Below are 22,415 nucleotides of genomic sequence, written 5' to 3'. Positions count from 1 at the left end.
TCATGGACGCATTACTGCAACTCAAAGGGATCGATAAGTCGTTCCCGGGCGTAAAAGCCCTCTCCGGCGCGGCGCTGAACGTCTACCCCGGGCGCGTGATGGCGCTGGTGGGCGAAAACGGTGCTGGCAAATCCACCATGATGAAAGTGCTGACCGGTATCTACCAACGCGATGCCGGTTCACTCGTCTGGCTGGGCAAAGAGACCACCTTCACCGGCCCGAAATCCTCTCAGGAAGCGGGCATCGGTATTATTCACCAGGAGCTGAACCTCATCCCTCAGCTCACCATTGCGGAAAACATCTTCCTCGGCCGCGAGTTTGTTAACCGGTTCGGCAAAATCGACTGGAAAACCATGTATGCCGAAGCAGACAAACTGCTGGCGAAGCTGAACCTGCGCTTTAAGAGCGACCGTCTGGTGGGCGATCTCTCCATTGGCGATCAGCAGATGGTGGAAATTGCCAAGGTGCTGAGCTTTGAGTCGAAGGTCATCATTATGGATGAACCAACCGACGCCCTGACCGATACCGAAACCGAATCCCTGTTCCGCGTGATCCGCGAGCTGAAGTCGCAGGGGCGCGGGATTGTCTATATCTCTCACCGCATGAAAGAGATCTTCGAAATCTGCGATGACGTCACCGTCTTCCGCGACGGGCAGTTTATTGCCGAGCGCGAAGTGGCCACGCTGACCGAAGATACGCTTATCGAAATGATGGTGGGACGTAAGCTCGAAGATCAGTATCCGCATCTGGATAAAGCGCCGGGTGAGATCCGCCTGAAGGTGGATAACCTCTGCGGTCCGGGCGTGAACGACGTGACCTTTACCCTGCGCCAGGGCGAGATCCTGGGCGTGGCGGGCCTGATGGGTGCCGGACGTACCGAGCTGATGAAAGTGTTGTACGGCGCACTGCCGCGCACCAGCGGTTATGTCACCCTCGACGGTCATGAAGTGGTCACCCGCTCTCCGCAGGATGGTCTGGCGAACGGCATCGTCTATATCTCCGAAGACCGTAAACGCGACGGTCTGGTGCTGGGGATGTCGGTAAAAGAGAACATGTCCCTGACCGCGCTGCGCTATTTCAGCCGTAGCGGCGGTAGCCTGAAGCATAAAGATGAGCAGCAGGCGGTGAGCGATTTTATCCGCCTCTTCAACGTCAAAACCCCATCGATGGAGCAGGCGATTGGCCTCTTATCCGGCGGTAATCAGCAGAAAGTGGCGATTGCGCGCGGGCTGATGACGCGCCCGAAAGTGTTGATCCTCGACGAACCAACCCGCGGCGTAGACGTGGGCGCGAAGAAAGAGATCTATCAGCTGATTAACCAGTTTAAGGCCGACGGTCTGAGCATCATTCTGGTCTCTTCCGAGATGCCAGAAGTATTAGGCATGAGCGATCGCATTATCGTCATGCATGAAGGGCATCTCGGCGGTGAATTCACTCGCGAGCAGGCCACCCAGGAAGTTCTGATGGCTGCCGCTGTGGGCAAGCTTAATCGCGTGAATCAGGAGTAAGAAGATGACTACCCAGGCTGTTTCTGGTCGCCGCTATTTCACAAAGGCATGGCTGATGGAACAAAAATCGCTGATTGCCCTGCTGGTGCTGATCGCGATTGTGTCCACCATGAGCCCAAACTTTTTCACCGTTAATAACCTGTTCAACATTCTGCAGCAGACGTCGGTGAACGCCATTATGGCGGTCGGCATGACGCTGGTGATTTTGACCTCGGGTATCGATCTGTCCGTCGGTTCCCTGCTGGCGCTCACCGGTGCGATCGCCGCTTCGATTGTCGGCATTGAGGTCAACGCGCTGGTGGCCGTGGCCGCTGCCCTGGCGGCAGGCGCGGCGATTGGTGCCGTAACCGGCGTGATTGTGGCAAAAGGCCGCGTTCAGGCGTTCATCGCCACGCTGGTGATGATGCTGCTGCTGCGCGGTGTGACCATGGTTTACACCAACGGCAGCCCGGTCAATACCGGTTTTACCGATAACGCGGATCTGTTTGGCTGGTTCGGTATCGGTCGCCCGCTGGGTGTCCCGACGCCGGTCTGGATCATGGCTATCGTCTTCCTGGCGGCGTGGTACATGCTGCACCACACCCGTCTGGGCCGTTATATCTATGCGCTAGGCGGTAACGAAGCGGCAACGCGCCTGTCCGGTATCAGCGTTAATAAAGTCAAAATTATCGTTTACTCCCTGTGCGGTCTGCTGGCGTCACTGGCGGGCATCATCGAAGTGGCGCGCCTCTCCTCCGCGCAGCCGACGGCGGGTACGGGATATGAGCTGGATGCTATCGCGGCAGTGGTTCTGGGCGGTACGAGTCTTGCGGGCGGTAAAGGTCGCATTGTTGGGACATTGATCGGCGCACTGATTCTCGGTTTCCTGAATAATGGTTTGAATTTGTTAGGTGTTTCCTCCTATTACCAGATGATCGTTAAGGCAGTGGTGATTTTGCTGGCGGTACTGGTAGACAACAAAAAACAGTAACTGACGACACTACAGGACATCTTAGATATGAACATGAAAAAACTGGCTACCCTGGTTTCTGCTGTCGCGCTGAGCGCAACCGTAAGTGCTAACGCCATGGCGAAAGACACCATCGCGCTGGTTGTCTCTACCCTGAACAACCCGTTCTTCGTCTCCCTGAAGGACGGTGCGCAGAAAGAAGCGGACAAGCTGGGCTACAACCTGGTGGTTCTGGATTCACAGAACAACCCGGCGAAAGAGCTGGCTAACGTTCAGGACTTAACCGTTCGTGGCACCAAAATTCTGCTGATCAACCCAACCGATTCCGATGCCGTAGGTAACGCCGTGAAGATGGCAAACCAGGCGAAGATCCCGGTAATTACCCTGGACCGTCAGGCGTCTAAAGGTGAAGTGGTCAGCCACATTGCCTCTGATAACGTACTGGGCGGCAAAATCGCGGGTGATTACATCGCGAAGAAAGCCGGCGAAGGCGCGAAGGTTATCGAACTGCAGGGGATTGCCGGGACTTCCGCAGCTCGCGAGCGTGGTGAAGGCTTCCAGCAGGCTGTGGCTGCACACAAATTCAACGTGCTGGCCAGCCAGCCGGCAGACTTCGACCGTACTAAGGGTCTGAACGTTATGCAGAACCTGCTGACCGCGCACCCTGACGTGCAGGCGGTATTCGCGCAGAACGACGAAATGGCGCTGGGCGCGCTGCGAGCCCTGCAGACCGCAGGTAAATCTGATGTGATGGTTGTCGGATTTGACGGCACGCCGGATGGTGAAAAAGCAGTAAACGATGGCAAACTGGCTGCGACCATCGCTCAGCTGCCTGAGCAGATTGGCGCCACTGGCGTTGAAACTGCCGACAAAGTGCTGAAGGGCGAAAAAGTTCAGGCCAAATACCCGGTTGACCTGAAGCTGGTCATCAAGCAGTAAAAGGCGAATCAGGCAGTCGCTGGCTGCCTGAGGGACACCAATAAAGAAAAGTGTGGCATACGCCACCGGGTAACACCGGTGGCGCTCTCAGATGGACAACCCAACCATGAAAACCGCAGGCAACCTCGTCGTCCTTGGCAGTATCAATGCCGATCACATTCTTAACCTTGAATCATTCCCTACACCGGGCGAAACCGTCACGGGTAACCAGTATCAGGTGGCCTTCGGCGGTAAAGGTGCAAACCAGGCCGTCGCCGCCGGTCGCAGCGGGGCAAACATTGCGTTTATCGCCTGCACGGGTGATGACGATACCGGTGAGCGCGTACGCAAGCAGCTGGCGAGCGACAACATTGATATCGCACCGGTCAGCGTTGTCGCAGGGGAATCGACCGGCGTGGCGCTGATTTTCGTCAACGCTGAAGGTGAGAATGTTATCGGTATTCATGCTGGCGCTAACGCTGCGCTGACGACGGAACGCGTAGAAGCGCAACGTGCAATCATCGGCGGAGCCGAAGCCCTGCTGATGCAGCTGGAGTCACCGGTTGAAAGCGTGCTGGCCGCTGCCAGAATTGCGCATGAAAATCATACCACTGTCGTACTTAACCCTGCTCCAGCCCGTGTATTATCAGACGAGCTGCTGGCGCTGGTGGACATCATTACGCCGAACGAAACCGAAGCCGAAAAGCTGACGGGCATTCGCGTTGAAAATGATGACGATGCCGCGCGCGCCGCGCGTGCGCTGCACGATAAGGGCATCGGCACCGTGATTATCACCCTGGGTAGCCGTGGGGTGTGGGCAAGCGTCAATGGCGAAGGCCGCCGCGTGCCGGGCTTTAAGGTCAAAGCGATTGATACCATCGCGGCGGGAGATACCTTCAATGGTGCACTGGTGACCGCGCTGCTGGAAGGCAAAAGAATGGATGATGCTATCCGCTTCGCACACGCTGCCGCCGCGATTGCGGTGACGCGCAAGGGCGCACAGCCTTCCGTTCCGTGGCGTAAAGAGATCGATGAATTTTTAAGTCAGCAGGGGTAACGCTTGGCCACAATGAAAGATGTCGCCCGCATGGCGGGCGTTTCTACCTCGACGGTCTCTCACGTTATAAACAACGATCGCTTCGTCAGCGAGGCGATTCGGGAGAAAGTTGAAGCTGCGGTAAAAGATCTCAACTATGCGCCGTCTGCGCTGGCCCGCAGCCTTAAGCTCAACCAGACGCGCACCATCGGTATGCTGATCACCGCCAGTACCAACCCCTTTTATTCAGAACTGGTTCGCGGCGTGGAGCGCAGCTGCTTCGAGCGTGGCTACAGCCTTGTGCTGTGCAATACCGAGGGTGACGAGCAGCGCATGAATCGTAACCTGGAGACGCTGATGCAAAAACGCGTCGACGGGCTACTCCTGCTCTGCACCGAAACGCACCAGCCCTCGAAAGAGATCATCCAGCGCTATCCCTCGATTCCCACAGTGATGATGGACTGGGCGCCGTTCGACGGAACCAGCGATCTGATTCAGGATAACTCCCTGCTGGGCGGCGATATGGCGACCCAGCATCTGATTGATAAAGGACACACTCGCATCGCCTGTATTACGGGGCCGCTGGATAAAACTCCGGCGCGTTTGCGTCTGGAAGGGTATCTCTCTGCCATGGAACGGGCGGGGCTTGCCATTCCTGAGGGCTATCGAATCACCGGTGATTTTGAATTTAACGGCGGTTTCGAGGCGATGCAGAAACTGCTGGCGCAAAAGCCGCGTCCGCAGGCGGTGTTTATTGGTAACGACGCGATGGCGTTTGGTGCCTACCAGGCGTTGTATCAGGCTGGGCTACGCGTGCCTGATGATATGGCGGTGATTGGCTATGACGATATCGAACTGGCCAGCTACATGACGCCGCCGCTGACCACGATCCATCAGCCAAAAGATGAACTGGGCGAGCTGGCCATCGATGTGTTGATCCACCGTATGGCGCAGCCCACGCTGCAGCAGCAACGCCTGCAGCTTACTCCTGTTCTGATTGAACGCGGTTCGGTTTAGCTTTCTCTTTGTGACGCTCTTTAATCAGGTTTCGGCCGTCTTTCGGTTTTAACAGCATAAAGACCAGCGCCGATACCACGGTAAGTGCGCCCATGGTGATAAAGGTATAGTGGAACTGCTCAACGGTATTTGCGCTGTCAAAACCTTCATAAAACCTCAGCACCGCTGCACTCACGGCAACCCCTAAACTGATCGACAGCTGTTGCGTTACCGCCAGCACGCTGTTGCCGCTACTGGCGTTCTCGTCAGTCAGATCGGCGAGGGTGATGGTGTTCATCGACGTGAACTGCGTCGACATCGCCATGCCCAACACAAACAGCGGCAGGATCAGCATCCAGACGGGCAACGCGGCGGACTGCAGCGAGAACTGGGCAATCATCAAACCGATAAAGACCGTCACGCCAACCAGCGTCTTACGATAGCCAAACCAGCGCAGCACCTGCGTCACGGTTGATTTTGCCAGGATCGAGCCCATTGCCGTGGGCGCCATCATGCAGCCGGCAATCAGAGCCGGGTAGCCGAAACCCACCTGCAGCATCAATGGCATCAGAAACGGTACGCAACCCGTTCCCAGACGAGACGCAATGTTGCCTGCAATCCCTACGGAAAACGTTCGGGTGTTAAAGAGTCCCAGGGAGATTAACGGCGTCGGGTGACGGCGCGCGTGACGTATATAAAGAAGGAATAGCAGAATACCGCCGAGGATAACGGAGAGCGCCATCCACGTTGCGACGATCTTCTCGCCAAACAGCTCCATCCCGCTGGAGAATAACACCAGGCTCAGGCCAAACAGGAAAAAGCCGCCCATATCGAAGCTGCGCCTTGGCGTGGTGAAGTTCGGCATATATTTGCGGGCATACAGCAGCCCCGCAACGCCAATCGGAATATTAATCAGGAAGATCCAGTGCCAGCTTGCCCAGGTGACAAACACGCCACCGAGTACCGGGCCTAGAATCGGGCCGACCAGTCCCGGCATGGTGACGAAGTTGAGCACGGGAAGCAGTTCGCTCCTGGGGTAGGCTCGCAGCAAGGCAAGGCGCGCCACCGGCATCATCATCGCGCCGCCAATGCCCTGTAGTACGCGGAAGATAACCAGCTCCGTTAAGGATGAGGAGAGCGCACAGGCCAGCGAACCGAGCGTAAAGAGCGTTACGGCCAGCATGAAAACTTTGCGGGTGCCAAAGCGGTCGGCCAGCCAGCCGCTGACCGGAATTAACATTGCGACCGTCAGGGTGTAGCTGATGATGGCGGACTGCATCGCCAGCGGGGAGCGGTTAAGGCTTTGCGCAATAGCGGGAAGCGCTGTGTTGAGGATGGTGGCATCCAGTGCCTGCATAAAAAACGCCATGGCTGCAATCCACGGCAATCCGGCCATGCTGCGCGCTTTTTTCTTTGTCATTTATTTACCTGCTGGTGGGTTGGCGCGGCCAGCAATGCCTGGCACGCACTCAGGGCTCTCTGCCCGTCGCTTTCCTGAATGGCATCCACTATCGCCTGATGCAAATCCAGTTTTACCACTTCGTTTTGTGTAATAGAGGTAAAGTAGGTGTGATACACCGAATGAAATAAAGAGGCAAAAGAGGTGAGGAACGGATTGGCGCTCATCATATAGATGTGTTCATGCCAGGCCATATCGACCTCAACCCAGCGTTCGCGGTTGAAGTGCTTTTTCAGGAACACCATCTCTTCCATCAGCGCGTTAAGCTGCGCTTTCTGCTCTGCTGTTCCTAGCGTGGCGGCAAGCAGACATGCCTGAGGTTCAAGGCTGCTGCGCATCACCAGAAAGTGATCGACGACCTGATGAAAGTTATCTTCCGTCATCCACCAGGAGAGCAGCTCCTGATCGAGAAAATTCCAGTTACTCTGTGGCATCACACGTGTGCCAATACGAGGACGCGGAAGCACCATACCTTTTGCCGTTAGGGTTTTCACCGCTTCGCGCACGGCGGTACGGCTCACCCCAAACTGCTCACCCAGCTCCATCTCACCCGGCAGAATGCTACCCGGGGCATATTTACCCGCTAAAATCCGCTGAGCCAGCTTTTCTGCCAGCACGTACGACAGGTTTTTTTGGGCGGCCAGCTGTTGTGCGCTTAATGGCATCGCTTTTATTCCTTAAAGATTCATGCTGATAATTATGCCACCTCGAATGTGATTGTGGTTGCAGATACATCAAATAGAACAATTTGTAGCTTGATTTCACCTCTGTTGGTGAAAAAAAACGCGGACGGAATCTTTTTTTAAATTTCCTCTTGTCACGTCGGAATAACTCCCTATAATGCGCCTCCACTGACACGGAACAACGGCACACACGCCGCCGGGTCAGCAGAGAAAAGCGAAAATAAACGCTTGACTCTGAAGCGGGAAGGCGTAATATGCACACCCCGCGCCGCTGCGAAAAGCGAAGCGGCACTGCTCTTTAACAATTTATCAGACAATCTGTGTGGGCACTCAAAGTGACATGGATTCTTAATGTCTTCGGACAATAAATGAATACCAAGTCTCTGAGTGAACATACGTAATTCATTACGAAGTTTAATTCACGAGCATCAAACTTAAATTGAAGAGTTTGATCATGGCTCAGATTGAACGCTGGCGGCAGGCCTAACACATGCAAGTCGAGCGGTAGCACAGGGGAGCTTGCTCTCCGGGTGACGAGCGGCGGACGGGTGAGTAATGTCTGGGAAACTGCCTGATGGAGGGGGATAACTACTGGAAACGGTAGCTAATACCGCATAACGTCGCAAGACCAAAGAGGGGGACCTTCGGGCCTCTTGCCATCAGATGTGCCCAGATGGGATTAGCTAGTAGGTGGGGTAACGGCTCACCTAGGCGACGATCCCTAGCTGGTCTGAGAGGATGACCAGCCACACTGGAACTGAGACACGGTCCAGACTCCTACGGGAGGCAGCAGTGGGGAATATTGCACAATGGGCGCAAGCCTGATGCAGCCATGCCGCGTGTATGAAGAAGGCCTTCGGGTTGTAAAGTACTTTCAGCGGGGAGGAAGGTGTTGAGGTTAATAACCTCAGCAATTGACGTTACCCGCAGAAGAAGCACCGGCTAACTCCGTGCCAGCAGCCGCGGTAATACGGAGGGTGCAAGCGTTAATCGGAATTACTGGGCGTAAAGCGCACGCAGGCGGTCTGTCAAGTCGGATGTGAAATCCCCGGGCTCAACCTGGGAACTGCATTCGAAACTGGCAGGCTAGAGTCTTGTAGAGGGGGGTAGAATTCCAGGTGTAGCGGTGAAATGCGTAGAGATCTGGAGGAATACCGGTGGCGAAGGCGGCCCCCTGGACAAAGACTGACGCTCAGGTGCGAAAGCGTGGGGAGCAAACAGGATTAGATACCCTGGTAGTCCACGCCGTAAACGATGTCGACTTGGAGGTTGTGCCCTTGAGGCGTGGCTTCCGGAGCTAACGCGTTAAGTCGACCGCCTGGGGAGTACGGCCGCAAGGTTAAAACTCAAATGAATTGACGGGGGCCCGCACAAGCGGTGGAGCATGTGGTTTAATTCGATGCAACGCGAAGAACCTTACCTACTCTTGACATCCAGAGAACTTTCCAGAGATGGATTGGTGCCTTCGGGAACTCTGAGACAGGTGCTGCATGGCTGTCGTCAGCTCGTGTTGTGAAATGTTGGGTTAAGTCCCGCAACGAGCGCAACCCTTATCCTTTGTTGCCAGCGGTTCGGCCGGGAACTCAAAGGAGACTGCCAGTGATAAACTGGAGGAAGGTGGGGATGACGTCAAGTCATCATGGCCCTTACGAGTAGGGCTACACACGTGCTACAATGGCGCATACAAAGAGAAGCGACCTCGCGAGAGCAAGCGGACCTCATAAAGTGCGTCGTAGTCCGGATTGGAGTCTGCAACTCGACTCCATGAAGTCGGAATCGCTAGTAATCGTAGATCAGAATGCTACGGTGAATACGTTCCCGGGCCTTGTACACACCGCCCGTCACACCATGGGAGTGGGTTGCAAAAGAAGTAGGTAGCTTAACCTTCGGGAGGGCGCTTACCACTTTGTGATTCATGACTGGGGTGAAGTCGTAACAAGGTAACCGTAGGGGAACCTGCGGTTGGATCACCTCCTTACCTTAAAGAACCTGCCTTTGTAGTGCTCACACAGATTGTCTGATGAAAAGTAAATAGCAAGGCGTCTTGCGATTGAGACTTCAGTGTCCCCTTCGTCTAGAGGCCCAGGACACCGCCCTTTCACGGCGGTAACAGGGGTTCGAATCCCCTAGGGGACGCCACTTGCTGGTTCGTGAGTGAAAGTCACCTGCCTTAATATCTCAAAACTCATCTTCGGGTGACGTTTGAGATATTTGCTCTTTAAAAATCTGGATCAAGCTGAAAATTGAAACGACACATCTTTAATGGTGTGTTCGAGTCTCTCAAATTTTCGCAATTTGATGATGAATCGAAAGAAACATCTTCGGGTTGTGAGGTTAAGCGACTAAGCGTACACGGTGGATGCCCTGGCAGTCAGAGGCGATGAAGGACGTGCTAATCTGCGAAAAGCGCCGGCGAGGTGATATGAACCTTTGACCCGGCGATGTCCGAATGGGGAAACCCAGTGTGTTCCGACACACTATCGTTAACTGAATACATAGGTTAACGAGGCGAACCGGGGGAACTGAAACATCTAAGTACCCCGAGGAAAAGAAATCAACCGAGATTCCCCCAGTAGCGGCGAGCGAACGGGGAGCAGCCCAGAGTCTGAATCAGCTTGTGTGTTAGTGGAACGGTCTGGAAAGTCCGGCGATACAGGGTGATAGCCCCGTACACGAAAGCACACAGGTTGTGAACTCGAAGAGTAGGGCGGGACACGTGGTATCCTGTCTGAATATGGGGGGACCATCCTCCAAGGCTAAATACTCCTGACTGACCGATAGTGAACCAGTACCGTGAGGGAAAGGCGAAAAGAACCCCGGCGAGGGGAGTGAAAAAGAACCTGAAACCGTGTACGTACAAGCAGTGGGAGCACCTTCGTGGTGTGACTGCGTACCTTTTGTATAATGGGTCAGCGACTTATATTCTGTAGCAAGGTTAACCGTATAGGGGAGCCGAAGGGAAACCGAGTCTTAACTGGGCGTTAAGTTGCAGGGTATAGACCCGAAACCCGGTGATCTAGCCATGGGCAGGTTGAAGGTTGGGTAACACTAACTGGAGGACCGAACCGACTAATGTTGAAAAATTAGCGGATGACTTGTGGCTGGGGGTGAAAGGCCAATCAAACCGGGAGATAGCTGGTTCTCCCCGAAAGCTATTTAGGTAGCGCCTCGTGAACTCATCTTCGGGGGTAGAGCACTGTTTCGGCTAGGGGGCCATCCCGGCTTACCAACCCGATGCAAACTACGAATACCGAAGAATGTTATCACGGGAGACACACGGCGGGTGCTAACGTCCGTCGTGAAGAGGGAAACAACCCAGACCGCCAGCTAAGGTCCCAAAGTCATGGTTAAGTGGGAAACGATGTGGGAAGGCACAGACAGCCAGGATGTTGGCTTAGAAGCAGCCATCATTTAAAGAAAGCGTAATAGCTCACTGGTCGAGTCGGCCTGCGCGGAAGATGTAACGGGGCTAAACCATGCACCGAAGCTGCGGCAGCGACACTATGTGTTGTTGGGTAGGGGAGCGTTCTGTAAGCCGTTGAAGGTGTGCTGTGAGGCATGCTGGAGGTATCAGAAGTGCGAATGCTGACATAAGTAACGATAATGCGGGTGAAAAGCCCGCACGCCGGAAGACCAAGGGTTCCTGTCCAACGTTAATCGGGGCAGGGTGAGTCGACCCCTAAGGCGAGGCCGAAAGGCGTAGTCGATGGGAAACAGGTTAATATTCCTGTACTTGGTGTTACTGCGAAGGGGGGACGGAGAAGGCTATGTTAGCCGGGCGACGGTTGTCCCGGTTTAAGCATGTAGGCGGAACGATTAGGTAAATCCGGTCGTTTATTAACGCTGAGGTGTGATGACGAGGCACTACGGTGCTGAAGTAACAAATGCCCTGCTTCCAGGAAAAGCCTCTAAGCATCAGGTAACATCAAATCGTACCCCAAACCGACACAGGTGGTCAGGTAGAGAATACCAAGGCGCTTGAGAGAACTCGGGTGAAGGAACTAGGCAAAATGGTGCCGTAACTTCGGGAGAAGGCACGCTGATATGTAGGTGAAGCCCCTGCGGGTGGAGCTGAAATCAGTCGAAGATACCAGCTGGCTGCAACTGTTTATTAAAAACACAGCACTGTGCAAACACGAAAGTGGACGTATACGGTGTGACGCCTGCCCGGTGCCGGAAGGTTAATTGATGGGGTTAGCGGTAACGCGAAGCTCTTGATCGAAGCCCCGGTAAACGGCGGCCGTAACTATAACGGTCCTAAGGTAGCGAAATTCCTTGTCGGGTAAGTTCCGACCTGCACGAATGGCGTAATGATGGCCAGGCTGTCTCCACCCGAGACTCAGTGAAATTGAACTCGCTGTGAAGATGCAGTGTACCCGCGGCAAGACGGAAAGACCCCGTGAACCTTTACTATAGCTTGACACTGAACACTGGTCCTTGATGTGTAGGATAGGTGGGAGGCTTTGAAGCGTGGACGCCAGTCTGCGTGGAGCCGCCCTTGAAATACCACCCTTTAATGGCTGGTGTTCTAACGTAGACCCGTAATCCGGGTTGCGGACAGTGTCTGGTGGGTAGTTTGACTGGGGCGGTCTCCTCCCAAAGAGTAACGGAGGAGCACGAAGGTTAGCTAATCCTGGTCGGACATCAGGAGGTTAGTGCAATGGCATAAGCTAGCTTGACTGCGAGAGTGACGGCTCGAGCAGGTGCGAAAGCAGGTCATAGTGATCCGGTGGTTCTGAATGGAAGGGCCATCGCTCAACGGATAAAAGGTACTCCGGGGATAACAGGCTGATACCGCCCAAGAGTTCATATCGACGGCGGTGTTTGGCACCTCGATGTCGGCTCATCACATCCTGGGGCTGAAGTAGGTCCCAAGGGTATGGCTGTTCGCCATTTAAAGTGGTACGCGAGCTGGGTTTAGAACGTCGTGAGACAGTTCGGTCCCTATCTGCCGTGGGCGCTGGAGAATTGAGGGGGGCTGCTCCTAGTACGAGAGGACCGGAGTGGACGCATCACTGGTGTTCGGGTTGTCATGCCAATGGCATTGCCCGGTAGCTAAATGCGGAAAAGATAAGTGCTGAAAGCATCTAAGCACGAAACTTGCCCCGAGATGAGTTCTCCCTGACTCCTTGAGAGTCCTGAAGGAACGTTGAAGACTACGACGTTGATAGGTCGGGTGTGTAAGCGCAGCGATGCGTTGAGCTAACCGATACTAATGAACCGTGAGGCTTAACCTTACAACGCCGAAGCTGTTTCGGCGAAGAGAGACAGACAGTCAAATTTCAGCTTTGATACAGATTAACAGAATTTGCCTGGCGGCTTTAGCGCGGTGGTCCCACCTGACCCCATGCCGAACTCAGAAGTGAAACGCCGTAGCGCCGATGGTAGTGTGGGGTCTCCCCATGTGAGAGTAGGGAACTGCCAGGCATCAATTAAGTGAAGAGGCCATCCGAAAGGATGGCCTTTTTGCGTTTATAGACTAAAAAGGCCGGGTAAGGCAAAGCCGCCACCCGGCAAGTCAGACCGCACTCCACGCCAAAATAAACTCCGCAATCCCATCCACATCATTTAAGTCCAGCACCGGAACCTCAAGCGGCAATACAACATCACTGGCCACCGCAATCACATGCTCATCCAGCGTTAACTCGCTGAAATCATGCCCGGCATCACTTCTGAACAGCAGGATCTTAGGCACGGCCTCATGCTTAAATCCCTCAACCAGCACCAGATCCAGCATGGAATGGTCCATCCGGCTGACCAGATACGCGAGATCCAACGGCGCCTCATCCGGCGTTTCTGTCATCAGCGCCCAGCGTTGAGTACTTGCCACCATCGTTTGTGCCGCCCCCGCTTTACGCAACGCATAGCTATCTTTGCCCGGTTTATCGACATCCATATTATGGTGGGTATGCTTAATCAATCCTGGACGGATACCTCTTGCACAAAGCGCAGGAATGAGCTTTTTCAGCAGCGTGGTTTTCCCGGTCCCACTCCAGGCGGAAATGGCTACAACAGGTATCATCTTTTCTCCTGCATCATCTGCAGATCTTCACGCGTATTCACGTTCACAAATGCTGATTTCAAATCGCTAAAATCAACGGGATGGCCGCCAGACTCGCGCATAAAAACCATCACCCTGCGCTCACCCGCAGCCAGATAGGACTGCAGGGCAGGCGCTAGCGATCGGTGCATCAATGCGATAGCAGGGTGGTCACGCTCGCCGTCATGTACCCAAACCACAGGGGCCGTACCGCGAAGCTGTAGCAAACGCTCGACAAGACAGGACGGAATAAACGGGGTATCGCAGGGACAGAAGATAAACCACTCTCCTTTAGACTGTTGCATGACAGAAAGCATACCGGCCAGAGGTCCCGGGAAATTCTCAAGGATATCCTGGTAAACGGCGTACCCGCTGAGCTGGTAAGTATCGATATGCCGGTTAGCGCTGATGACCATTGTCGACACCTGGCCTGCAAGCGTGTCAGCGACACATTGCCATAAGGGTTTGCCATTCAGGCGTTGAAGACCCTTATCTTTTCCTCCCATTCGCGTCGCTCTGCCACCTGCCAGAACGACCCCAATGATTTCCTGGCTAAGATTCACGAATATCGCCTCTTTTATTGTGGGATTGACCCTGCTAACGTGTCACTCTAAATGAAAGGAGCACCACCATGAAATGTAAACGTCTGAATGAAGTTATTGAACTCCTCCAGCCCGCCTGGCAAAAAGAGCCAGAGCTAAATCTGATGCAATTTTTACAGAAACTGGCGAAAGAGTCAGGTTTTGACGGCGATCTGGCAGACCTTTCTGACGACATCCTGATCTACCACCTTAAAATGCGTGACTCTGCCAAAGATGCTGTTATTCCTGGTATTCAGAAGGATTATGAGGAAGATTTTAAGACTGCATTATTGCGCGCCCGAGGCGTAATTAAAGAGTAAAAGCTTGTAAGCGGCGGCACCGAAATCGCCACAAGATGATATCCTGAATCATTCGTATAATTTCCGGATGATCGGATGAACGACCAGGCTTTTACTTTCCAGACATTACACCCGGACACCATTATGGATGCCCTGTTTGAACAGGGTATTCGGGTGGATTCCGGGCTAACACCGTTAAACAGCTACGAAAATCGCGTCTATCAATTTCAGGACGAGGATCGTCAGCGCTTCGTCGTAAAGTTCTATCGTCCTGAACGCTGGTCCGCAGAACAAATTCAGGAAGAGCATCAGTTTGCTCACGATCTGCTGGATGACGATGTTCCCGTTGCCGCACCGCTAAAATTCAATAACCAAACGCTCCTCACGCACGAAGGGTTTTACTACGCGGTATTCCCGAGCCTGGGTGGTCGACAGTTTGAAGCGGATAATATCGATCAGATGGAGTGGGTTGCCCGCTATCTTGGGCGTATACACCAGACGGGACGCAAAAAAGCCTTTATTGCTCGCCCGACTATCGGGATTCAGGAATACCTTCTTGAACCGCGGGGAATATTCGAAACGTCTGCCATGATCCCCACTGCGTTAAAGGATGATTTTCTCAACGCCACCGATAAGCTCATTGCTGCAGTTAAAACCTGCTGGCGCGACGATATTTCCATCCTGCGTCTGCATGGTGATTGTCATGCCGGAAATATCCTCTGGCGCGATGGCCCGCTGTTTGTCGATCTCGATGATGCGCGTATGGGGCCAGCGGTTCAGGACCTGTGGATGCTGCTCAATGGCGATAAAGCCGAGCAACGCATACAGCTTGAAACCATTATTGAAGCTTATGAAGAATTTAGCCCGTTTAATTCAGACGAAATTGCCCTGATTGAGCCTTTACGTGCGATGCGTTTTGTTTATTATCTCGCATGGTTAATCAGGCGTTGGGACGATCCCGCATTTCCCCGGAATTTCCCGTGGCTTACCGGAGAGGATTACTGGCGTAGCCAGATATCTACATTTACCGAGCAGGTCAAGGTTCTTCAGGAACCCCCTCTGCAATTAACGCCGATGTATTAATTAGACACACCCAGGAGAGAGTTAATCATGAAAAAAATTTGGCTGGCGCTGGCAGGTATGATTCTGGCATTTAGCGCTTCTGCTGCGCAGTTTACCGACGGCAAACAGTTCATCACGCTGGACAAACCGGTCGCTGGCGAGCCACAGGTTCTGGAGTTCTTCTCGTTCTACTGCCCGCACTGCTATCAGTTCGAGCAGGTTCTGCATGTTTCTGACAACGTGAAGAAAAAGCTGCCAGAAGGCACCAAAATGACCAAGTACCACGTCGAGTTCCTGGGCCCATTGGGTAAAGACCTGACTCAGGCGTGGGCTGTTGCTATGGCACTGGGCGTGGAAGATAAAATCACTGCGCCAATGTTTGAAGCTGTACAGAAAACCCAGACCGTTCAGACCACAGCGGATATCCGTAAAGTGTTCGTTGATGCCGGCGTGAAAGGTGAAGATTATGACGCAGCCTGGAACAGCTTTGTGGTGAAATCCCTGGTGGCCCAGCAGGAAAAAGCGGCTGCTGACCTCCAGCTTCAGGGCGTTCCGGCGATGTTTGTTAACGGCAAATACCAGCTGAACATGCAGGGCATGGACACCAGCAGCATGGATATTTTCGTACAGCAGTATGCTGATACCGTGAAATATCTGGTTGAGAAGAAGTAATTTCGCTGAGGTAAAAACGCCGGTCACTGACCGGCGTTTTTGTATGAAGATTTAATCTTGTCTATCTGTTCGTCTTTCTCTTTCCAGAGCGTATTGAGCCACTGCTGGAAACGACGTTTGAAATTCTTATCGTTAACGTAATCACCGTGCAGCCCGGCATCAATCGAGACCAGATCGACACGCACAACAATGCGCGTCAGTTTGCCGCTGAGCATATCGAAGAACGGCGTCTTATCATTTTCCGGATAGCAGAGCGTGACGTTCAGGAGTTTATCGAACTGTGCTCCCAGCACGTTAAGCGCCATCGCAATACCCGCCGCCTTCGGCGGCAGCAGATGCTGATAGGGAGAGCGGGTTTGTTGATGCTTCTCTTCCGTAAACCGGGAGCCTTCAACAAAGTTCACGATGGTCGTTGGATGCGCGCGAAACTTTTCGCAGGAACGGCGCGTGGTCTCCACATCTTTGCCGCGACGCTCGGGATGACGAATCAAATAGCTGCGAGAATAGCGTTTCATAAACGGCATATCGAGCGCCCAGCAGGCCAGCCCGATAAAAGGCACCCAGGCGAGCTGCTGTTTCAGAAAGTATTTGTTCATCGGGATGTGTTTGCGAAAAAGCACGCATAACACCACGATGTCCGCCCAGCTGTGGTGATTGCAGATCAGCAGATACCAGTTCTTCTTGTTAAGGCTCTCCAGCCCTTTGATATCCCACTTAAGATGCGGGTTCAGGCACAGCAGTATCGCCAGTCCTTCGCACCAGCAGTACATCATGAAGTTACAAAATGCGGACACGGCTCGCCACACCGCGGGGACAGGCAGCAGCAGTTTAATGATTCCGGCGAGAATGATCGGTACAGAGCAGGCGACCGTCACCAGAATAGTTAAAATAATGCTTAACAGTAATGTTATTGCAGCGAGCAATCTCGGCATGATGAGCTTTTTCAGGTAGTTAGCTGTAAATTCGCGGCCAGCTATGCGACGCTGGGCGCTGATTTTACCAGAAAACAGACAAATTAATGGCGCTTTCATGTGATGATTTGGCCGCTTTTACCCTATCGTAGAAGATTCCACTGTGATTCTGCGCTTATCAAGGCTTATATCCACATAGACTAAATTGCCATCAGTTGGCCATATAGATAAGATCTAATGGCATAACAGCATGATAATTAAGATCTAAAAAATATCGCATATGTGTTTTTTGTGTCTGTTATTCATATGAAGTGAAAATATGCACAAACTTATCCACAGTTTGATTTTTGCGAGCGATCCTCACGATCGCAAAATCTTTTCCGGTATCAGGCGCTAATAACTGATGTTTTCATCCTTCTGTGGCATCCTTTACCCATAAATTGATTAAAGGCACGGACATTATGGTTCAGATCCCAGAAAACCCTCTTATTCTCGTCGATGGCTCTTCTTACCTGTATCGGGCATACCATGCGTTTCCTCCTCTGACCAATAGCGCAGGGGAACCCACCGGCGCAATGTACGGCGTGCTGAACATGCTGCGCAGCCTGATCCTTCAGTATCAGCCAACCCATGCGGCTGTGGTCTTTGATGCGAAAGGTAAAACTTTCCGCGATGAGCTGTTTGAGCATTACAAATCTCACCGTCCGCCAATGCCTGACGATCTGCGTGCGCAGATTGAGCCGCTGCACACCATGGTAAAAGCGATGGGGCTGCCGCTGCTGGCCGTCTCTGGCGTTGAAGCCGATGACGTCATCGGTACGCTGGCGCGCGAAGCAGAAAAGATGGGGCGTCCGGTACTGATCAGCACCGGTGATAAAGATATGGCGCAGCTGGTGACGCCAGGTATCACCCTGATTAACACCATGACCAACACCATTCTGGGGCCTGAAGAGGTGGTCACAAAGTATGGCGTGCCGCCTGAGCTGATTATCGACTTCCTCGCGTTGATGGGGGACTCCTCAGATAACATCCCGGGTGTCCCTGGCGTCGGTGAAAAAACCGCGCAGGCGCTGCTTCAGGGGCTGGGCGGGCTGGATACGCTGTACGCGGAATCGGATAAAATCGCCGGGCTCTCCTTCCGTGGCGCAAAAACCATGGCCGGAAAACTGGAAGAGAACAAAGAGGTGGCTTATCTCTCCTATAAGCTGGCGACAATCAAAACCGATGTCGAACTGGAGCTGGGCTGTGAGCAGCTTGAAGTACAACAGCCTTCCGCTGACGATCTGCTGAGCCTGTTTAAGAAATACGAATTCAAGCGCTGGATCACTGACGTCGAAGCCGGTAAATGGCTGCAGGCAAAAGGGGCCAAACCTGCTGCAAAGCCGAAGGAGACGATCGTCGTTGACGCAGAAGAGCAGGCGGAAGAAGAAGCCGTGGCGCTTTCCTTCGACAACTACGAAACCATTCTTGAAGAGTCGCAGCTGATCGCCTGGATCGAGAAACTGAAAAAGGCACCGGTCTTTGCCTTTGATACCGAAACTGACAGTCTCGATAACATCTCAGCCAATATGGTTGGCCTGTCATTTGCGACAGAGCCGGGTATTGCCGCCTACGTTCCCGTGGCGCACGATTACCTGGATGCGCCGGAGCAAATTTCCCGTGAACGCGTGCTTGAGCTGCTGAAGCCGATCCTGGAAGACGAAAAGGCGCTCAAGGTTGGGCAAAACCTCAAGTACGACCGCGGCATTCTGCAAAACTACGGCATTGAACTGCGCGGGATTGCCTTCGACACCATGCTTGAATCCTACATTCTGGACAGCGTCGCGGGCCGTCATGATATGGATTCCTTATCTGACCGCTGGCTGAAGCACAAAACCATCACCTTTGAAGAGATTGCCGGTAAAGGGAAAAATCAGCTCACCTTTAACCAGATTGCTCTTGAAGAGGCGGGGCGCTACGCGGCGGAAGACGCCGATGTCACGCTGCAATTGCACCTGAAGATGTGGCCAAAACTGCAGAAGCATGAAGGACCGCTGAACGTGTTCCAGCATATCGAGATGCCGCTGGTGCCCGTGCTGTCACGCATTGAACGTAACGGCGTGAAAATCGACCCAACGGTGCTGCATAACCACTCCGGGGAGCTGGCGCAGCGTTTGACCGAACTCGAGCAAAAAGCGCATGAGCTTGCAGGCGAGCCGTTTAACCTCTCTTCACCGAAGCAGCTGCAAACCATTCTGTTTGAAAAGCAGGGCATCAAGCCGCTGAAGAAAACCCCAGGCGGCGCACCGTCAACCTCTGAAGAGGTGCTGGAAGAGCTGGCGCTGGATTACCCGCTGCCAAAAGTGATTCTGCAGTACCGTGGTCTCGCGAAGCTGAAGTCCACCTACACCGACAAGCTCCCGCTGATGATCAACCCGAAAACGGGTCGTGTGCACACGTCGTATCATCAGGCTGTCGCGGCGACCGGTCGTCTCTCATCAACAGATCCTAACCTGCAGAACATCCCGGTACGTAACGAAGAAGGCCGCCGTATTCGCCAGGCTTTCATCGCACCAGAGGATTATCTGATTGTCTCTGCTGACTACTCGCAAATTGAGCTGCGCATTATGGCGCATCTGTCCCGCGACAAAGGCCTGCTGACCGCGTTTGCCGAAGGGAAGGATATCCACCGGGCAACCGCGGCGGAAGTCTTCGGCCTGCCGCTGGACAGCGTGACCAACGAGCAGCGCCGTAGTGCTAAGGCGATCAATTTCGGTCTGATTTACGGCATGAGTGCATTTGGTCTTTCGCGCCAGCTCAACATTCCGCGTAAAGAGTCGCAGAAGTATATGGATCTCTACTTCGAGCGTTATCCGGGCGTGCTGGAATATATGGAACGCACCCGCGCGCAGGCGAAGGAAAAAGGTTACGTCGAAACCCTGGATGGCCGCCGTCTCTACTTACCGGACATCAAATCCAGCAACGCGGCGCGTCGCGCTGGCGCAGAGCGTGCTGCGATCAACGCCCCGATGCAGGGTACCGCGGCGGACATTATTAAGCGTGCGATGATTGCCGTTGATGCGTGGCTGGAAGCAGAGAAGCCTCGCGTGAAAATGATCATGCAGGTACACGATGAACTGGTATTTGAAGTGCACAAAGACGACCTGGACGCCGTGTCGAAGAAGGTCCACGAACTGATGGAAAGCAGCATGACGCTAGACGTGCCGTTGCTGGTGGAAGTGGGAAGTGGCGAAAACTGGGATCAGGCTCACTAACGGTTCTTCGCATAACGCGCTTTTTATGTAAGTTTGCAACATAACAACGCGCGTTTTGTGACGATCATTAGAATTCCCTATGTAAAGAATGAAAAAAAACTACAAAAAGTGCTTTTTCTGCAGCACAAAAAGGGGTAGAGTTATCGACGTAGGGTACAGAGGTAAGATGTTCTATCTTTCAGACCTTTTACTTCACGTAATCGGATTTGGCTGAATATTTTAGCCGCCCCAGTCAGTAATGACTGGGGCGTTTTTTATTGCGGCAAAGAAAAATTCAGGCAAAAAAAACGCGGCCATCGCCGCGCTCGGTATTACTCTTCTTCCGCTTCCGTCGCGGGTTCCAGCTCGCTAAACCAGGTGTCGAGCTTCTGACGCAGCTTGTCCACGCCCTGCTTTTTCAGGGAGGAGAACGGTTCAACCTGCACATCACCGTTGAACGCCAGCACCGCTTCGCGAACCATATTCACCTGCGCTTTGCGCGCGCCGCTTGCCAGCTTATCGGCTTTCGTCAGCAGCACCAGCACGGCGATATCGCTTGCTACAGCCCAGTCGATCATCTGCTGATCCAGATCTTTCAGGGGATGGCGAATATCCATCAGCACCACCAGACCTTTCAGGCACAGGCGTTTTTCCAGGTATTCACCCAGCGCACGCTGCCACTTGATTTTCATCTCTTCCGGTACCTGCGCGTAACCGTAGCCCGGTAAGTCGACCAGGCGTTTGCCCTCAGCGACTTCAAACAGGTTGATCAGCTGGGTACGGCCAGGTGTTTTTGAGGTACGCGCCAGGCTCTTCTGATTGGTCAGCGTATTCAGGGCGCTGGATTTCCCCGCATTGGAGCGGCCAGCAAATGCCACTTCAATACCGGTATCAGAAGGAAGGTGGCGAATATCGGGCGCACTGGTGACAAAATGCGTCTGTTGGTAGTTCCAGGTAGTCACGTGGTCGTCTCCAAAATCGTAATCTGAAGGGGATTATACCCGAATGCAGGCAAAAGGCTTTTCTGATTGCTATACCCTGTAGGCGAATGCCCCAACCGGTGTGAGAGATCGGCCTGTGATGCTATGGGAGATTTCAGAGAATTCGCAGGCGTCAAAAAAACCAAACTGTTTTAAATCATAAGCTTATTTCCGGGTAATTGTCTGAAAATCCCTTTTTGTACCGTTTCGTTGCTTGTTAGTTTAACGGAACAAGGTAAAGTGTGCGTCAGGGCGAGGAAGCCAACAGGATATCGACTTAAGGATTAGGGTCAGGAGCGCCAGGAGGCGAAGACGCAGGATTGTCAGGATGACAAGCGCCTGGAGGCGTTTTAACAGGAAATGGAACCGTATCACGGACGGTATTAGCCAAGGGATAAACAGGGTTTGTTGTTGGCAAACATGGAATGTCTGACCCGCTAAGGGTTGTGAGTCAGGAAAAAAGGCGACAGATTGCTCTGTCGCCTTTTTTCTTTGCTTGCTTTCTGCTAGATTTCGCCGCAATTCTATACTGAAGAAAACGACTTAAAGATAAAACATCATGAAAAAACCAACCTCCGCTGCGGGCGCGAAACGCCCTGCAAAAGCACGCCGCAAAACGCGCGAAGAACTGAACCAGGAAGCGCGCGATCGTAAACGCGACAAAAAACATCGCGGTCATACTGCGGGTAGCCGTGCCAACGGTGGTGGTGCAGCGGGTGCTTCTGCAAAAGACAAACAGCAGAAAGACCCTCGTATCGGCAGTAAAACTCCCATTCCACTGGGCGTGACAGACACCCCGGTCACTAAGCAGCACAAACCAAAGAGCGAGAAACCTATGCTTTCACCGCAGGCTGAGCTGGATTTGCTGGAGAACGATGAGCGCCTGGACGCGCTGCTGGAACGTCTTGAAGAGGGGGAAACCCTGACCGCTGAAGAGCAGTCATGGGTGGATGCCAAACTGGATCGTATCGATGAACTGATGCAGAAGCTGGGCCTGTCATACGACGATGACGAAGATGAAGAAGAAGACGAGAAGCAGGAAGATATGATGCGTCTTCTGAAGGGTGGAAACTAACATTTGCACCCGG

Annotated in this window: 16 protein-coding genes, 1 tRNA gene and 3 rRNA genes; 14 read left to right on the top strand and 6 right to left on the bottom strand. The window is 53.4% G+C overall.

From position 1 onward, the window contains the following. Positions 1–2: 2 nt before the first annotated feature. The 5 genes from rbsA (at position 3) to rbsR (ending at position 5,428) form a co-directional block, all read left to right on the top strand. A complete protein-coding gene (gene rbsA / locus GVO84_RS22610; protein ID WP_023333912.1) occupies positions 3–1,508 on the top strand; it encodes a ribose ABC transporter ATP-binding protein RbsA in 1,506 nt (501 codons plus the stop codon). 4 nt (positions 1,509–1,512) lie between these two features. Further along, entirely contained in the window at positions 1,513–2,478 is a 966-nt protein-coding gene (gene rbsC, locus GVO84_RS22605) for a ribose ABC transporter permease (RefSeq protein ID WP_006808742.1), read from the top strand. Between the two features lie 27 nt (positions 2,479–2,505). Further along, positions 2,506–3,396 (top strand): ribose ABC transporter substrate-binding protein RbsB, encoded by an 891-nt coding sequence (rbsB, locus tag GVO84_RS22600; RefSeq protein WP_023333911.1) that lies wholly within the window; start codon positions 2,506–2,508, stop codon positions 3,394–3,396. A gap of 106 nt (positions 3,397–3,502) precedes the next feature. Continuing rightward, complete coding sequence (rbsK, locus tag GVO84_RS22595) at positions 3,503–4,432, top strand: ribokinase (RefSeq protein ID WP_121423367.1); 930 nt, start codon at positions 3,503–3,505, stop codon at positions 4,430–4,432. Between the two features lie 3 nt (positions 4,433–4,435). Then, positions 4,436–5,428 carry a ribose operon transcriptional repressor RbsR gene (gene rbsR, locus GVO84_RS22590; protein WP_121423342.1) on the top strand — a complete coding sequence of 331 codons (993 nt, stop codon included), beginning with the start codon at positions 4,436–4,438 and terminating at the stop codon, positions 5,426–5,428. Here the strand turns inward: rbsR and mdtD are convergent. Further along, positions 5,394–6,827: a multidrug transporter subunit MdtD gene (gene mdtD / locus GVO84_RS22585; protein WP_121423341.1), complete on the bottom strand. Its 1,434-nt coding sequence runs from the start codon at positions 6,825–6,827 to the stop codon at positions 5,394–5,396. The genes rbsR and mdtD overlap by 35 nt on opposite strands. After that, positions 6,824–7,531 carry a FadR/GntR family transcriptional regulator gene (locus tag GVO84_RS22580; RefSeq protein WP_023309775.1) on the bottom strand — a complete coding sequence of 236 codons (708 nt, stop codon included), beginning with the start codon at positions 7,529–7,531 and terminating at the stop codon, positions 6,824–6,826. The genes mdtD and GVO84_RS22580 overlap by 4 nt, the downstream gene beginning before the upstream one ends. A 454-nt stretch (positions 7,532–7,985) precedes the next feature. On the opposite strand from GVO84_RS22580, the gene GVO84_RS22575 reads away from it, so the two are divergent. The 4 genes from GVO84_RS22575 to rrf all read left to right on the top strand — a co-directional run bounded on the left by GVO84_RS22575 (position 7,986) and on the right by rrf (position 12,976). Further along, positions 7,986–9,527: ribosomal RNA gene (locus tag GVO84_RS22575) — 16S ribosomal RNA — on the top strand. Between the two features lie 85 nt (positions 9,528–9,612). Beyond that, positions 9,613–9,688, top strand: a tRNA-Glu gene (locus tag GVO84_RS22570). 193 nt (positions 9,689–9,881) lie between these two features. Beyond that, positions 9,882–12,786, top strand: a 23S ribosomal RNA gene (locus GVO84_RS22565). Positions 12,787–12,860: 74 nt separating this feature from the next. After that, positions 12,861–12,976: ribosomal RNA gene (rrf, locus tag GVO84_RS22560) — 5S ribosomal RNA — on the top strand. Together the 16S, 23S and 5S rRNA genes with 1 tRNA gene alongside form the textbook arrangement of a ribosomal RNA operon. A 91-nt stretch (positions 12,977–13,067) precedes the next feature. Here rrf and mobB read toward each other — a convergent pair. Continuing rightward, positions 13,068–13,571 carry a molybdopterin-guanine dinucleotide biosynthesis protein MobB gene (gene mobB, locus GVO84_RS22555; protein ID WP_159515166.1) on the bottom strand — a complete coding sequence of 168 codons (504 nt, stop codon included), beginning with the start codon at positions 13,569–13,571 and terminating at the stop codon, positions 13,068–13,070. After that, a complete protein-coding gene (gene mobA / locus GVO84_RS22550) occupies positions 13,568–14,152 on the bottom strand; it encodes a molybdenum cofactor guanylyltransferase MobA (RefSeq protein ID WP_159515165.1) in 585 nt (194 codons plus the stop codon). The genes mobB and mobA overlap by 4 nt, the downstream gene beginning before the upstream one ends. A gap of 68 nt (positions 14,153–14,220) precedes the next feature. Here mobA and GVO84_RS22545 point away from each other — a divergent pair, with 68 nt between their 5' ends. The 3 genes from GVO84_RS22545 (at position 14,221) to dsbA (ending at position 16,203) form a co-directional block, all read left to right on the top strand. Further along, positions 14,221–14,490, top strand: coding sequence for a YihD family protein (locus tag GVO84_RS22545; protein WP_008501866.1), 270 nt, complete (start codon positions 14,221–14,223; stop codon positions 14,488–14,490). 75 nt (positions 14,491–14,565) lie between these two features. Continuing rightward, positions 14,566–15,552: a serine/threonine protein kinase gene (locus tag GVO84_RS22540; protein WP_159515164.1), complete on the top strand. Its 987-nt coding sequence runs from the start codon at positions 14,566–14,568 to the stop codon at positions 15,550–15,552. Positions 15,553–15,579: 27 nt separating this feature from the next. After that, positions 15,580–16,203, top strand: coding sequence for a thiol:disulfide interchange protein DsbA (gene dsbA, locus GVO84_RS22535; RefSeq protein ID WP_121423247.1), 624 nt, complete (start codon positions 15,580–15,582; stop codon positions 16,201–16,203). 23 nt (positions 16,204–16,226) lie between these two features. Here dsbA and GVO84_RS22530 read toward each other — a convergent pair whose 3' ends face one another. Beyond that, entirely contained in the window at positions 16,227–17,135 is a 909-nt protein-coding gene (locus tag GVO84_RS22530) for an acyltransferase (protein ID WP_159515687.1), read from the bottom strand. Between the two features lie 440 nt (positions 17,136–17,575). Here GVO84_RS22530 and polA point away from each other — a divergent pair, with 440 nt between their 5' ends. After that, positions 17,576–20,368, top strand: coding sequence for a DNA polymerase I (polA, locus tag GVO84_RS22525; protein WP_159515163.1), 2,793 nt, complete (start codon positions 17,576–17,578; stop codon positions 20,366–20,368). Positions 20,369–20,679: 311 nt separating this feature from the next. On the opposite strand, the gene yihA is transcribed toward polA, so the two are convergent. Beyond that, a complete protein-coding gene (gene yihA, locus GVO84_RS22520) occupies positions 20,680–21,309 on the bottom strand; it encodes a ribosome biogenesis GTP-binding protein YihA/YsxC (protein WP_023309768.1) in 630 nt (209 codons plus the stop codon). Positions 21,310–21,886: 577 nt separating this feature from the next. Here yihA and yihI point away from each other — a divergent pair. Next, a complete protein-coding gene (gene yihI / locus GVO84_RS22515; RefSeq protein WP_159515162.1) occupies positions 21,887–22,402 on the top strand; it encodes a Der GTPase-activating protein YihI in 516 nt (171 codons plus the stop codon). Positions 22,403–22,415 lie beyond the last annotated feature (13 nt).

Source organism: Enterobacter sp. SM3, from assembly GCF_009811935.2.
Taxonomy (GTDB): Bacteria; Pseudomonadota; Gammaproteobacteria; order Enterobacterales; family Enterobacteriaceae; genus Enterobacter; species Enterobacter asburiae_D.
This window is presented reverse-complemented; position numbering and strand designations above follow the sequence as displayed.